Annotated in this window: 7 protein-coding genes and 4 pseudogenes; 4 read left to right on the forward strand and 7 right to left on the reverse strand. The window is 59.7% G+C overall.

Translation table 11 applies throughout. The features are described 5' to 3' along the window. Positions 1 to 103: 103 nt before the first annotated feature. Positions 104 to 1,940 (forward strand): annotated as a pseudogene (locus ACVIYL_RS21810) (diguanylate cyclase domain-containing protein). Between the two features lie 918 nt (positions 1,941 to 2,858). On the opposite strand, the gene ACVIYL_RS21815 reads toward ACVIYL_RS21810, so the two are convergent. From ACVIYL_RS21815 to ACVIYL_RS21830, 4 genes are all read right to left on the reverse strand, one after another. After that, entirely contained in the window at positions 2,859 to 3,041 is a 183-nt protein-coding gene (locus ACVIYL_RS21815; protein ID WP_456779697.1) for a hypothetical protein, read from the reverse strand. Positions 3,042 to 3,512: 471 nt separating this feature from the next. After that, positions 3,513 to 3,734 carry a hypothetical protein gene (locus ACVIYL_RS21820; protein WP_456779698.1) on the reverse strand — a complete coding sequence of 74 codons (222 nt, stop codon included), beginning with the start codon at positions 3,732 to 3,734 and terminating at the stop codon, positions 3,513 to 3,515. A gap of 375 nt (positions 3,735 to 4,109) precedes the next feature. Further along, positions 4,110 to 5,375, reverse strand: a complete 1,266-nt coding sequence (locus ACVIYL_RS21825; protein WP_456779699.1) for a methyl-accepting chemotaxis protein — start codon at positions 5,373 to 5,375, stop codon at positions 4,110 to 4,112. Between the two features lie 117 nt (positions 5,376 to 5,492). Next, a complete protein-coding gene (locus ACVIYL_RS21830) occupies positions 5,493 to 6,101 on the reverse strand; it encodes a hypothetical protein (RefSeq protein WP_456779700.1) in 609 nt (202 codons plus the stop codon). A gap of 826 nt (positions 6,102 to 6,927) precedes the next feature. Here ACVIYL_RS21830 and ACVIYL_RS21835 point away from each other — a divergent pair. Further along, positions 6,928 to 7,287 (forward strand): annotated as a pseudogene (locus ACVIYL_RS21835) (response regulator); the annotation flags it as partial. Between the two features lie 1,233 nt (positions 7,288 to 8,520). On the opposite strand, the pseudogene ACVIYL_RS21840 reads toward ACVIYL_RS21835, so the two are convergent. Continuing rightward, positions 8,521 to 10,191 (reverse strand): annotated as a pseudogene (locus ACVIYL_RS21840) (MFS transporter); the annotation flags it as partial. Between the two features lie 1,280 nt (positions 10,192 to 11,471). Here ACVIYL_RS21840 and ACVIYL_RS21845 point away from each other — a divergent pair. After that, entirely contained in the window at positions 11,472 to 12,731 is a 1,260-nt protein-coding gene (locus ACVIYL_RS21845; protein WP_456779701.1) for a Glu/Leu/Phe/Val family dehydrogenase, read from the forward strand. A gap of 80 nt (positions 12,732 to 12,811) precedes the next feature. Here the strand turns inward: ACVIYL_RS21845 and ACVIYL_RS21850 are convergent. Next, positions 12,812 to 13,200: pseudogene (locus ACVIYL_RS21850) on the reverse strand (IS5/IS1182 family transposase); the annotation flags it as partial. Between the two features lie 143 nt (positions 13,201 to 13,343). Then, the gene (locus ACVIYL_RS21855) at positions 13,344 to 13,739 is read right to left on the reverse strand and encodes a helix-turn-helix domain-containing protein (RefSeq protein WP_456779702.1); all 396 of its coding nucleotides are present in this window, start codon (positions 13,737 to 13,739) and stop codon (positions 13,344 to 13,346) included. A 59-nt stretch (positions 13,740 to 13,798) separates the two neighbouring features. Here ACVIYL_RS21855 and ACVIYL_RS21860 point away from each other — a divergent pair, with 59 nt between their 5' ends. Next, positions 13,799 to 13,936 carry a hypothetical protein gene (locus ACVIYL_RS21860; protein WP_456779703.1) on the forward strand — a complete coding sequence of 46 codons (138 nt, stop codon included), beginning with the start codon at positions 13,799 to 13,801 and terminating at the stop codon, positions 13,934 to 13,936. The last annotated feature ends 277 nt before the right edge of the window (positions 13,937 to 14,213 follow it).

Below are 14,213 nucleotides of genomic sequence, written 5' to 3' on the forward strand. Positions count from 1 at the left end.
CAAACCTGGGCGTAGGAGGATACTCGATTTGACCAGCCAAAGCAGCGATCTTGGCAAGGCGCACGTGACGCTCTGGGCCGCGACATTTGTGGCGCTGGCTTGCATGGCGATCATCGCACTGAGCTGCTGGCGGGAGTGGTCATCGCGGCAGCATGAGTTGAAGAACGCCGAAACGGATATGGCCAATCTGGCCCGCTCGCTGACGCAACATGCCGAGGACACGTTTGAACTCACCGACACCTCAACGTGCTCGTCAATCAGTTCGAATTGGAGGGAAATGGCCCGGCGGCAATCGCCAAGGTCCAGACCTTCCTTGCCCGGCGCAAAGCCGTGAACCGCATCCGTGGTGTGTTCGTTTACGACGAGACCGGCCGCTGGCTCGCGACCAGCGAGCCGGTCAATTTCGCAAACCTCAACAACAGCGACCGCGAATATTTCCAGCATCATCGGACTTCCGCCGACCGGGGCACCTATATTGGGCATCCCGTGAAGAGCAGATCCGGCGGCCAATGGATCATCACGGCGTCCAGACGCTTCAATCATCCCGACGGCAGCTTTGCCGGTGTGGCCTCACGACAATCGATGTCTCCTATTTCCTGCAATTCTATCGCGGGTTTAACATCGGCCCTAACGGATCTATCGCTCTGGCCAGCGCCGATGGCATCATCCTCGCGCGCAGCCCGGATGACGGCAGTTTCACGGGCCGCGACCTGTCTGGCAGTCCTCTTTTCGCGAATCTCCGGGAGCGGCCCGCCACGGGGGCTTATTATTTCAAATCGCCCCTCGATGGCGTCCAGCGCCTGAGCTTCTACCAGCAGAGTAATCGCTATCCCGTCATCGTCGTAGCCACACAATCCGAGGACGACGTCCTGGTCCCGTGGCGCAGGGCCGCGCTGTCGCGCCTGGCTGTGGTCGTGGGTCTGGCCGCCGCGCTCGGTAGCGCAGGTCTCTTGCTAGTGCGTCAGCTGCGGCGGGGGCAGAAACTGGCGGCAGCCATCGCGGCGAAGGAAGCGGATTTCTGCCTCCTTGCCGAGCACTCTGGAGACATGGTCACGCGCATAAGCTTTGAGGGGCGACTCCTATACGTTTCGCCATCCAGTTCCCAGCTTATCGGCTGGGCGCCCAACCAGCTCCTGGGGAGCCCGGCTCTCGCCGGCGTCAATGCGGCCGACTTGCCGCGGGTTGAGCAAACGGTCTCGTCCTTACGGGCCGGCGAAGCCGAAGAGGCCAGAATCATCTATCGCAATCGACATCGCGAAAAGGATGAGATCTGGATGGAAAGCGCCCTGCGCGTCACCCGCGATCCAAAGACCGGCGAGATAGACGGCTTGGTGGCGATCTCGCGAGATATGACGGAGCACAAGGACCTGGAAGACAAGCTTGCGGTTCTCGCCCGTTCGGATGGCCTGACGGGGTTGGCGAACCGCAGACATTTCGACGAGCAGCTCCAGGCGGAGTGGGAGCGAGCCAGGCGCGAGGGGACGCCCTTGTCGCTGCTGTTGTTGGACGTTGATCACTTCAAGAACTTCAACGACCAGTATGGACACCAAGCCGGCGATGCCTGCCTTCGTTCCGTCGCCAGAGTGTTGAGCGAGCAGGCGCGCCGACCCGCGGATGTCGCAGCCCGATATGGTGGCGAGGAATTCGCTCTGCTGTTGCCGAATACGGATGCGACAGGTTGCATGGAGGTCGGCGAGCGAGTCCAGCAATCCATTCGTGACCTCGGCATCTTGCACGCGCTCAACCCGCCTTCCAAGCTGGTCACCTTGAGCCTTGGCGGCGCAACGAACTTGCCAGCCAGCGACAAGGCACATTGCACGTCACTGGTAGAGGCTGCGGATAAGGCGCTCTACTCCGCCAAGGAGGGCGGACGGGATCGGCTCGTCATGTCAGGACAGGTAATCGCATGGCCCGGATCGATCAAATCTTCTGTGTCTTAATTCCCTTATGGACGGAATTAGTCGCAACACAGCTCCCTGCACGCAAGAGCACGAGTACATAAACGAGGACTAGTCGGGGACCGGCCCTTATGCGAGTGCAAGCGGCACCGGCGGTTTTGGCTCGGCCATTGCCCCGGACCGATGGCGCTCTGACGAGGCGCGCGGCCGAAGCAAAAGCCCGGCCGCCAATTAAGTCGGCCGGGCGAACGTAAATATAAATTTGATGAACGCCGCGATTATCCTGTGGTGCGGGCAGAACTTCCATCCCGGGGAACTACGGAGCAGCGGCGCTTAGGCATGTCCTTTCAATCGGTCCGACATTGGTTGGCATCGTACTGGCAGTTGCAAGGTGGGATGGCAGACCGGGCAACATGTGATTGGAGGTTGTCGTTCCTAGCGGAGGTGCGACGGCGATGAGCTTCCGTTCCACGTGGCATGCAAAACGCATGGGCGACGACATGCCGTCTCTCTCCCTTTGCGATCGGAACCAGGACGCGATTTTATGTCCCCGGCCGGGTCGTGGTCGCCTTTTGAGCGGTCGTCATACTGTTCGTAATTCGGTTACGTAGAATTCTGTGCGGCCAGGCCGGAAGTGGCGGGGGTCACTGAGCTATCGACGGCGCATCGAAGCCGAGTTAGCGCATCACTCTCCGCCTAGCTCCATTTCACCGAAGCGGTCGCTTGGGAAACCAACCATGCTCATTGCAGACCGGTTTGACTGTCGGACCTTCGCCAATATGGACATCGCGTTGGAAAGGACCTGTCAGATCTGCCGAGGGTGCCGAGGCTCGCCGGCACATCGCGCGCCGGATCATCAAACGCGGGGAGGGTGTCGTCGCCCCCTTGGCGGCCTCACCGAGCCGCGCGAGGGCCCGCATCGGAGCTCGCGTCAAGAGGGCTGCGTAACCGCGGGCCATCTCAGCTTTCACGGTTCGAGAACCGGATCGGGCAGGCGGCCACCCGTTGCGGGAGAGCCGCCTCTAGTTCTGCAACGATATCTTGCAATAAGCCGAGGGCGAGCGGATCCGTCACCTCGCGCTCCATCATGCGGTAGCGCATGATGCGGTCGTGAAGCTCCCGTGGTTCCTCGTCGTCGTCCATAACGCTCCGCACTACGAGCAATGATGCCGAACGAGAGCGATGGTTGCAGGAACCTTGGAAAACTTTCGTCGAAATTGAAGCGCCCTCTCCGAAATATGGCATGATTAACGAAACGGCTGCCATTCGATCGACGCCACCATCGGCTCATCTGAAGCACCGCTTCTATGTGATGCAGCCTTCGCTCAAGAGTTCGCGGAACGTAGGGGAACAGCAGTTTGTGGGCGAACAAGCCGCCGGGACGATCCCGAGGGAGAACCGCAGACCTCGAGAGATGCGCTCAGAACACGCCGATAAAAGCGAAAAAAGCGATCTCGATCAGGAAGGTCACGCTCATGATCGTAACGGTGAGAAATACGTCGCTCGCCGGCAGACGGGTCATAGCACGCCTCGCAAGTTGCGAAGCCCCATGAGCTGAAAACCGCCCGAGAACGGAAATGTTTCGGCTTTCACATCGCTGAGGACCGAAAGGCCTTACCGCATTTGGAGTTCATCGATCGCGAGAGCGGAAATCTGGGCGGCGTCTTTGACGCCGGTCTCCGCAATCTTGATAATCGTCTTCGCGATCATCTCCGTGAGTGGATCATCGCGGTCTTTGACGCACAACGTATGCAAGGCTTGCTCGTAAGCCTTTACGACAAGACTGGCTTCTTTCGGCGCCATGGCGTCGGTTTGCAAGTGTAGGTAGATCGACATCTGCTCGCCTTCCAGCCGACCGGTTCCAGAGGAACCTTAACACGGGAACCGGCGGCCTGCGGAGAAATCGGCGGCTTTCGGACGGATTGGGATCACCAAGGCGATCGGTGGAAGCGTTCAGGCCGGATGAACTACGGAAGACGTATTGACCTTTCGGCCTAAGGTGGTCGGTCCCACCCTAGTCACCCTTCTGCCTCCCTCGACCAAGGTACGTTCGTTCGTGAGGTCCCAACGCCGATCCGATGCGTGTGCCTGCCAGCTGGCAATCGCGGCTGCGGCAGTGCCGTTGCGGAACCGGCGCCGAGGTCGAAAGTGAGCTTTCAGAGCGTGCTTGGGGCCACTCGGCAACGATTTGTGCAATGTTGACACGTCAACCTAAGCCGCCTGGATCCTGTCCAGGAAGTTGTTCAGTTCGTGCTTCAGTCGAGAGCTTTGCTCAGACAGCAATTCAGCAGACGTCAGCACCTGCATCGTGGCCCCTCCGGTTTCCTTCGCGCGGTTGGTAACGTCACCGGCACTGGCCGCCACCTGCGTCGTTCTGACCGCCGCTTCCTGCACATTGAGCGCGATGCTTTTGCTCGTTGCTTCTTGCTCTCCGACGGCGTCGACCACAATCCGGGCAATCTCCGAGATGCGGCCGATGATCACGCCGATTTCCGAAATCGCGCCGACGGAATCAGTCGTCGCCGCCTGAATGCCGCTAATCTGCTCGCTGATCTCAATGGTCGCATGCGCGGTTTGCGCCGCGAGAGACTTCACCTCCTCGGCGACAATCGCAGAACCTCTGCCGCGATCGCCGGCGCGCGCAGCTTCAATTGTTGCGTTGAGCGCGAGCAAATTGGACTGCCGCGCGATCGCTGCAATCAGCTGGACCACGTTGCCGATCCGCTCCGCGGCGGCCGCCAGACTAGCCATCCGCAGATCGCTGAGCTCGGCCTTGCGAACCGCTTCGCCCGCTATATTGGCCGCTTCTTGGACTTGTCGGCCGATATTGGTGATGGTTGCCGCCATTTCGCTCGTCGCGGTCGCCAAACGCTGAACGTTGGTGGACGCCTCCTCCGAGGCGGAGGCGACCTCAACAGAGAGAAGCCGGCTGTGATCAGCCGCGCAGGTCAGGCTGCGTGCGGAGGCTTCAAGTTGTGAGGAGGCGCACGAGACGGTCTCAATGACCTTACCCACGGCGTCTTCGAATTCGCCGGCGAGCTGCGCTATATCGGCCTGACGTTGCTCGGCGATGTTACGATCCCGCGCGGCCTTCGCATCGAGCTCGGCCTGCGCCTTCTCGCGAGCTTTCAACTTAAACATTTCGACTGCTTCGGCCATCTCGCCAAGCTCATCTTTTCGGCCAGGACCCGGTAGAACGACGTCGAATCGACCGTCGCCAAGTTGGCGCATCGCCGCCGTCATGGAAGCGACTGTGTGGGCAATATGCCGGCCGAACAGTAACGAGAGCAGGCCCACGAGCAGCGTTGCAAAGCCGATCACCCAGACCAGCTTCTGCCGAATTTCTTCAGCTCGCATGGCCGCAGCCTGCGAATGGGCGTCTGCGGCAGCCAGCATCTTTACGAGCGCCGGGCGAATGCGATCGTATATCTGTCCAAGATCGTCGACCTGGTCGCGCAACGCCTGCTGCGTCACCATGAATGACACAAAACTCGCCTTGTATGCTCGGATTAGCTCGAGGGTCTGGGATTTCATTTCTGCGGGCAGGCTCGACTGAGCGAGTGTTGTCTCGAATTCTGTCTCCCGGTCCGCGAGTTAGTCGCCATATTTGTCTTCGCCGCGCAAGAGGAAGTCTTTCTCGTGCCGGCGCATCATCAGCATCAAGATCGTGAGGCGCGGCTGGTTCACCTCTGACAGCCGCTGCTCAACGGCGTGCACGGCGATGCGCAGCTTGCCCTGCAACCCATCATCTTCATTGAAACCGAGGTTGCGCTGCGCCGAGACCAAGTTCTGGAAGCGCGTTGCATAGAGATTGACTGCCGGACGCAAGATCCCTTGCTTCAGCGGGTCGTCGTCGGGCAAACCCGCTACAAAGGCTTCGACGCGAATTAGGTCTGCGAGTTGCCGATCGTAACTCTCGGCGTGCTTCTTGATCGCGATCTCGCTTGGCTTGCGCAGGAAGTCGCTCGCGATTTGTCGCGACTCTAGGAAGCTTTGCGACAACGACGTGACATGGGCTTTGAACTCGTTGCTGTCGTTCGAAGCGCTCTGGACCCGGCTCGCATAATTCAGGGCGGCGACGCAGATTGCACCCGTGACAAGGACCCCGGAAATTCCGAGCAGTGTAATTTGGCCGCGCAATCCAATGCGAAAGCCCCGGTGAACCCTTGGTCGCCTGCCGATCTCGATCGTAATGCCAGTCATGATGTCCCTAGAATGATTTTTACCCCCTGGCACGGCTGCTGATTAGCACGGGGGACCGATGGACGATTGCCAATTGCGCTCAACGAAAGCTGACCGGCGTCGTCGGAGACGACCACCAACTAATCCTGATTGATTTCGAAATCTTGAACTCGAACCGTACGTTACGTACAGCAGGACGCTGACATCCCCGGCACCGCTGATCGAAGCGTCCCCGGCGATCCAGAGCATCTGCGTCTTGCAGTGTCGCTTAAACATCTGCTTCGGCGCTTCTTGCTGCGGCCGACGTAGCTTTTGAGAAATTATTGGCTTTCGATCTGCCGGCCAAAGCTGAAGGTCGCGAGCACCCAGGAAAACGGCCCTGTCGGGGAATACGACAGGGCCGTCGCAGTCAAAGGCTACCCCGAGGGCAGCAGGGCAGCGAGCTCCTTATTAGTGTGCAACCTGTAAATCTATATGAAGTCTACCCGTCCTATTTGATGAAAGGGTGGTCTGATCGGGACGGCGCCAATGAGTGTCGAAGAGACAGCGTTACGATTGCAGGGACTCATGGGGTTCTGTACGTTACGTGCATACCGATTGGCTTCAGCAGACCCTCGATCAGCTGCCAAGCGCGATCGCTGGCCACGCTCCGTTTCACTTATTACGACTGGAGAGATTGAATCGAAGACACGTTTTGTACGTTTAGTACGGGCCAGTTTATTTTATTGTCCGCCGATTCAGCTAATGTGTCGATTCGCCAATTTGTAATCGCGCTATGCAACGATTAGAGGGGCAAACGCTTCGTGAACTGCAATCGGCTGCTCCGACAGGAACAGGAGATATCAGGATGCGGATTCTTGTCGTAGATGCGTCGAAGAGTCAGCTCTCCATAGCCGCCAGGATCGCCATGGACAACGGCATGACCGTGAGCCATGCCGAGAACCATGAACAGGCAATGCGGATCCTTCGCAGTGGCATGGAAACCGACCTGCTGCTGGTCGACATCGGTCTCGACATTGGCGACCTAGTCACACGGCTCGAGGCCGAGCGCGCGCATGTGCCGATCGTGGCCTGCGGCATTTCCAATGGCACCCGCGCCGGGCTCGCCGCGATCCATGCCGGCGCCAACGAATTCCTCCCGCTGCCGCCGGATCCTGAATTGATTGCGGAAATCTTCGCAGCAGTGGCCAACGATTCGCGCGGGCTCGATCATCCGAGGGCAACGCAAGGGTACTTGTGAACAGGTTTCGCATCTGCGCGGGTCGCAGAAGGGTTCTTACATGCACGCCCGCATTCGGGCTGCTGTGACCTTCGAAACGTCGATAGGCCCCGACGCCGGGGCTGATTGCGTCGAGGCCTATTTCCGAGTGGCAGTGCCAAGCGAGAACGCCCAGCCTGTAGTATCGTTCCCTGCAATTGTTATCGGCCGGAAGTGCGGCGGCCACTTTCGCAGTCGCGTCGAATTCCCACCCTACCTGGACGTGGTCGCGCGTCGTGTTACTATTGGCACGCCCGGGGTAGCTCCCCGGGTCCAATCGCGCAAAGAGGGACCTCGCCGTGTTCTGCTCGGCGGGGTCCTTGTCTGTTGGGAAGGAGGATGAGGACTGAAATAGGCGCCGTATCGAGGCCGGTGTCGGAGGAGCCTGCCAGAACCTCTCAAGGGAGCGATACGCGATGAACGAGACTAATCGGAGATCTCGCGAGAATTTCTTGCCACGAGGAAGAATTTGAAGCTTGCGGAGAGATCGGCCCGGTCGATCGCGACCGCGGAGCGCCGGCTTCACGCTGGCATTGGTGGCCGGCTTGGTCGAAATCCACGCGCTACGAGGATTTGGGCGAACTTGCCGTGCGGAGCAATGTTAAATTGCACGAGGGAGGGCCGATCAGCGGTGGCTCGACCTCCCATTTCAGATCCATGATGTCCGTTTGAGGGGCCAAAATATGCTTCGAGCTCGACGACAGCTTGCCATTCCCATTCCCCGGCCTGCGTCAGCAATGAGGTCCGTTGAACGGTCGAAATGTCGCGGCCTGACGGCACAACTGAAGCTATTGCGCGGTAGCGGCGCACATTTTCCACAACAGCCAGACCGGTTATGCTCGAAACTCTCCATTTCACTCCGACGGGAAGGTGTGCCAGAACGATTGTCGATTGTTAGCGAGCGGATCGGTAAGCCTGCATGGTTGGCAAATCCTTACGATGCGTTGCGTCGAAGACTAACCATCGGGTAGCGGTGCCAGAAGTCGTGCCGACAACCAGGGCCCGAAGCGTGAATGCGGTCGCGGTCGGCGTTAGGTCAATTGCCCCACGATTAACCGGTCAGAGGCGAACCTGGCGGAAACTGAGCTTCAGTCATTTTGAACCGCTTGCAGCTTTCCGGCGCCTCCCGGCGAGTTGGGTCACCTGGCTGGCCGGAGCGGTCGGCTGCGTACGGTTCTTCCCGGTTGCGATCTCCGGCAGCACGTCGGCGGCCGCGTGATCAGGCGTGTCGTCCTTCCAGCGTACTGAGCCGAACGGCCTCTCCAGCATGCGGCGGACGCGTACCGGCGCAGGGCCGATGTGGAATCGAATTGCCTGCCGTTCCAAGGCACGTTCCGACTGGGTCAAGCGGTTGCGCCAGCGCAGGTAGTCAAACCAGGTCGGGCAGTGATAGCGCTCGGTCCACAATTCCGGATCGGCAATGTCGCGCGCGATCGACCAACCATAGGCCCCGTTGCGCTGGCGGGACAGTTGCACGTCCTGCATGACATTATGAAACGCCCGGGCATTCTCCTGTACAATTCGGTATTCGATCTCGACAACGAGCGGCCCGCTGCGTCCAGTCAAGGCGAGCCGTACCTCGGGATCGGCGAGCGTCTCGGTCGCCTCACCCCGCGCGCCGACGCGGGGCATGGGCAGCCAGCGGCCGATGAGTGGTGAGGCGAGCATCAGGGCGGCCGACACCAGCAGCGCGGTTTCGACCCCGGCCGTGTCGGTCAGATGGCCCCAGCCCCAGCTGCCGACGGCGACCCCGCCCGAGCCCGCCGCCTGATAGGCAGCAAGCGATCGTCCGGCGACCCAGCGCGGCGCCGACAGCTGCACCCCAATGTTGAATACGGTCCACGCCATCATCCAGACGGCCCCGGCCAAGACCAGCGCTGCCGCGGTCAACACAGGTACGCGGCTCAGCGCGACCGCGGCGATCGCCGCGCCCATGGACAGCGCGCAGGCGCGGATCGCGGCTTCGCCGCTCATCCGCTTGCGGACCTCGGTGACGTTCAGTGCGCCGATCACAGCACCTAGGCCAAAGGCGCCGAGCATGATGCCGTAGGTCTGGGCGTCGCCATGCAAAAGATCACGCGCCACCAGCGGCATCAGCGCGATGATCGCGCCGCCGACGACGCCGGTCACCAGGGTCCGAATGAGCACAATCTTGATCGACGGCGAATTGGTGATGTACCGCACGCCTGAGATCATGGCGCGGCTAAGTCCCTCTGGCGGCAGGCGTGAGGGCGTGCTGATGCGCCTCCAAAGGAACAACGCGACCATCAGCGGCAGATAGAGCAACGTGTTGAGCGCGAATGCGGCCACTGCGCCCGCGGTCGCGACCACGACTCCGCCGATCGCCGGACCTACGCTCCTTGCGATATTGTAGCTGATGCCGTTCAGCGCAACCGCCGCAGGCAGCTGTGCCTCCGACGGCACTTGTTCGGCAACCGATGATTGCCAAGCCGGTCCCATCAGCGCCATGCCGCTGCCGACGACGACGCAAAGTGCAAGTAAGAGGTTCGGTGTGGCCAAACCAGCCCAGGCGACCACCGTCAGGCCGGTTGCCCCCGCGAACGCGATGCCAAGCGAGACCAGCGCCACGATGCGGCGGTCATACATATCAGCGATCGCGCCGGCCGGCATCGAGATCAGCATCACTGGCAGCAACAGCGCGGTCTGCACCAGTGCGACCTTGTCGGCCGAAGACGTCATTTGCGTCATCGCCCAAGCCGCACCAACGCCTTGAATCAAGATGCCGAGATTGGAGAGGAGGCTCGCAAGCCAGATGCGCCGGAAGGCCGCGTGCCGCAGCGGCGCCGTGATACCGTCGGCGCTGCGTGTAGGGACTTTGGCTGGATCGGTCATATCGGATCGTGAGATCCTGACAATCTATCACGATTCGAGTCTGGTACGAATCACAATGACGTTCCCCGGCGAGATTTCGCGTCGAAATATTAGCGCAGTCGTGCAATGCCGACGGCTTGACCGCCTTTGATCTAGGCGATGGTCTTACCGCCCCGCCGTCGCACGAACAACTGAGACGCGCTCACCATCGCCGACGTGATATCGGCGCCCTCCCGATTAATGGCATTGCCAGAGGGGCGTCGCTTCAAGGGGTGGCAAGGGACACGGCGGCAGCCGCGCTACAGATCTGAAAACATCGGAAGCGCAGCTACTGCTTGAACGGAACCTTGTTATGGCACGTTCACCGGTGGTAGGGACGCGGTCGGAAACGGCACAAAACCAGATTGGTGCTGGCCGCGTGCTGCTAACATAATGATTGCGGTCGCAAAGAGGATTAGGAATCCACGCATTTCAATACATTGCTCCAACGCAGCGTACTATGATTTGACATGCCAATAAAATGCATCATTTCCAAGAAACCGCAGGAATAATGCGCTGAAGTCGAATAATGATCGGCAGAATAACGGGTCGAGCTGCAAGGCAGCGATCATCTCTCTCTCTCTCTCTCTCTCTCTCCGCTAGACAAGCAGATCGCCTTCGTACTCGACAAGTGAGGTCGTGGCGCTGTTGTGAAACATCCCAGTAACTCCCCCTCGATATCGCGTCCCCTGTGCACCGAGGTGGCAAGCGTCAACGCGGATTGGCTACCTCTATCCGCGTCTACGAAATGAGCTTGACTCGCTTCAGCAATCGCGCGTGCTCTGTCACGAGCCCAGCCGCCCTTCAAGCCGTTCGACGAACGTCATGCCGGAATATCTCTCAGCTACGTCGTTAATCCGGAAACAACGGCGATTACAATAATCGCGATTCACCATCGTCTCTTGCGACAATACAAACTCTGTTTGCAAATTCTCTCGTCGATTGCAAGAGCCGGTGAGACCTTGGTTCGATTGTAGACTGCGAAATTGCCACCGGATGCTGGCGCGGCTCGCCAGCGCCTAAATCGGTCGGTAGTGATCTGAAAGAGTGCGCAGAATAGTCCGTTCCGTACAAAGTCTGTACCTGTAGCGAGCGCAATTGATCAACATAACTTGCAAACTGGGAGGGGAATGGACCGTGACCGACGACTGCTGCCGCAGTAGATAGTGAGCCCATCGCAGCGAAGGGGTATTCGGAGACTACGACACAGATGCCGCCTCATCCCCCCAGCATGTCTGTAACTTCACGTTAAGGAGCGAACGTTGACCGTATACGGCGGGCCGGTCTTTGACATGGCCGTGAAGCAATTCGAAGTGATCGCAGATTATCTATCCATACCGCAGGACGCGAGAGCGCGGCTACTGATGCCGAAGCGCGCGGTCACGGTCTCTTGTCCGATTCACCGTGATGACGGCACGACGGCGGTCTTCGAGGGCTATCGTGTGCAGCATCACCTGACGCTGGGCCCCACGAAGGGCGGTACGCGGTTCGCTGCAAGCGTTGATCTCGGCGAGGTCGCGGCGCTCGCTATCTGGATGAGCTGGAAATGCGCCCTGGTCGGACTGCCCTATGGCGGCGCGAAGGGAGGAATTAGCGTCGATCCCTCGAGCTTATCCAAGCGCGAACTTGAAGCGCTTTCGCGCCGATACATGCAAGAAATGATTCCGTTTGTTGGTCCGCATACAGATGTGATGGCGCCTGACATGGGGACCAATGAGCAGATCATGGCCTGGTTCATGGATACGTACTCAATGTATCAAGGACAAACCGTCACGGAAATCGTGACGGGAAAGCCCGTCAGCGCCGGCGGGACATTCGGACGTCGTGAAGCCACAGGGAGAGGCGTCGCTCATTTGGTCAGTCGTGCAGCAGATGAGCTTGATCTCCGTCTCGATGGCGCCACCGCCGTGGTGCAAGGATTCGGAAATGTCGGTTCGATCGCCGCACTCGAGCTGCACAACATGGGAGTCAAAGTGATAGCGGCGAGCGATCACACGGGCGCTCTCTACAGGCCAGCAGGACTCGATGTCCCCGAGTTGGTCAGATATGCAACCTCGCGAGGTAGCCTGTGCGGCTACTCCAGCGAACTCGCGTTTGATTCAATGGAGATGCTGACTTTACCTTGCGATGTGCTTGTTCCGGCTGCCGTGGAGCGGGTCATCAACGGCAAAGTGGCCGGTAATCTGCGCTGCCGCATACTTGCCGAAGGAGCCAATGGTCCGACGACGCCAGAAGCTGATCGAATCCTGGAAAAGCGTCAGGACGAAATCTTCCTCATCCCGGACATTCTGTGCAATTCGGGAGGTGTCGTCGTCAGCTATTTCGAGTGGGTGCAGGACCTTCAGCGATTGTTCTGGGAGGAGGACGAGGTCATGCAGCGGGAGTATCAGATCCTGGACAGAGCGTTTAAACAGGTATTATCGCGAAGTCAGCGGGACAAGGTTTTCAACCGCACCGCCGCTACCGCCATCGGTGTGGAGCGGGTACGGGGTGCAAAGGAGATGCGCGGACTGTTCCCGTAGCCCGCTCAGCGCATTAAGACCGACGACAATCGTCCGTTCGCGCCGATCGTCAGCGCTTCGATGATCCCAAGCAGCAGTAGTCATCTCCGGATGAGCTGAGCTGGACAGTTGAGTGTGCACTGAGAAGGAGGCCAGCAACAGGGGCAACAATTCTCGGAACCAGGCGAGGATACGGCGGAAGTTGTGGCCGACGGCTGAGAGGACGACGTTGGCGGAGGACACCGGTGCCCTTCGGTTTCCGAGGTGTGGTGATGGGCTCGATGGCGGAGCGACGGCACAGCTCGCGTTTGATGGCGCCAAAGACGCCGCGTTATTGGTCGGAGACGACGCGGCGACGACTTTGCGCGTCGGAGCCGCGGTAGCTCTTGTCGACATAAGCCCGCTCGACCGCCCAGCTGGTGAGCGTCTCAGCCCGGTAAATTGCGTACCGCAAGGTGTGACCGTTGTCGAGCAGCGACCTGGCGCGCAGCGAACCGGCCACCGAGAACCCCCGCGACTGTTGTTGACGATGGAGACTGGCGGATCATGTGTGTCGCGCGGTTGGTTGCCGGCCGATCCACTCATGCTGGGTCGATCGCGTCCGCGGCGCCGCGATCTGACATCGGGTGCCGCTCAGTCCTCGTTGGCTGCGATCGATTCCATCAGCGAAACGAGCTGGCGCTGTACGGTCTGGTCGTTGATCATGCTGTAGGCGCGCAGCAACCGGAGGCTGAAAGCGCTGTCGAGGAATAGGAGGCTCTCGACTTCGCGGGCCTTATTGTCGCCGTCGTAGAAGAAGGTCACAGGCACGTCGAGTGCGGATGCGATCTGCTGAAGGCGGGAAGCGCCCACGCGATTGACGCCCTTCTCGTACTTCTGGATCTGCTGGAAGCTGACGCCGAGCTTGTCGCCGAGTTCGGCCTGCGAAATCTTCTGCTCCACACGCCGCAGGCGGATCCGCTTGCCCAACTCAATGTCCGGTTTGCCGGCGCTGCGCTGCTTCATCTTCTTTGCTGTTGATCTGTTCATTCTCGTGACCCGTCCTTCGATCGGGAAACCCTGGCCCCGGATTGCTCAGGGATTCGTCAATGATGTACCGCATTAATGATCGTCTGGATCCTCAGTTATCAGTTGGTCGTAAGAACCACGGCAATCCAAGAAGAAATCCAGACGCACTTGCCGTGTTGGAAGCATCGACACGTCGCCCAACAGATTTGGCAGAATGATGACCGAATCACAACTAGTGCGGGTTTAATCGTCGCCAGCTTGACATGCACCAGACCCGTCTACTGACGAGCCTCGGATAACGGGGGAAGCGGCGGATGCCTTCGAACGACGTGATCCGCACCTGCCGTCGTTCGCCATTGTCGGGCCGGTCGCGCGGTAGAAGACTTTACGATGCAGTTTGCCGTGCAGGCTGAGGAATAAGCGCGGGGCGGCGCTCGACGGTAACCCAACGAAGAGTCGATCTAAATCGGCGTTTCGTTAAAACTAGCAGCGACT

The sequence above is a fragment of the Bradyrhizobium sp. USDA 3315 genome (assembly GCF_054056795.1).

What these genes read in the sequence shown, in the direction of transcription:
- ACVIYL_RS21815 (WP_456779697.1), bottom strand. Translation starts at nt 3,041, where the DNA reads ATGGACGACGACGAGGAACCACGGGAGCTTCACGACCGCATCATGCGC.
- ACVIYL_RS21820 (WP_456779698.1), bottom strand. Translation starts at nt 3,734, where the DNA reads ATGTCGATCTACCTACACTTGCAAACCGACGCCATGGCGCCGAAAGAA.
- ACVIYL_RS21825 (WP_456779699.1), bottom strand. Translation starts at nt 5,375, where the DNA reads ATGGTGACGCAGCAGGCGTTGCGCGACCAGGTCGACGATCTTGGACAG.
- ACVIYL_RS21830 (WP_456779700.1), bottom strand. Translation starts at nt 6,101, where the DNA reads ATGACTGGCATTACGATCGAGATCGGCAGGCGACCAAGGGTTCACCGG.
- ACVIYL_RS21855 (WP_456779702.1), bottom strand. Translation starts at nt 13,739, where the DNA reads ATGAACAGATCAACAGCAAAGAAGATGAAGCAGCGCAGCGCCGGCAAA.
- ACVIYL_RS21860 (WP_456779703.1), top strand. Translation starts at nt 13,799, where the DNA reads ATGATGTACCGCATTAATGATCGTCTGGATCCTCAGTTATCAGTTGGT.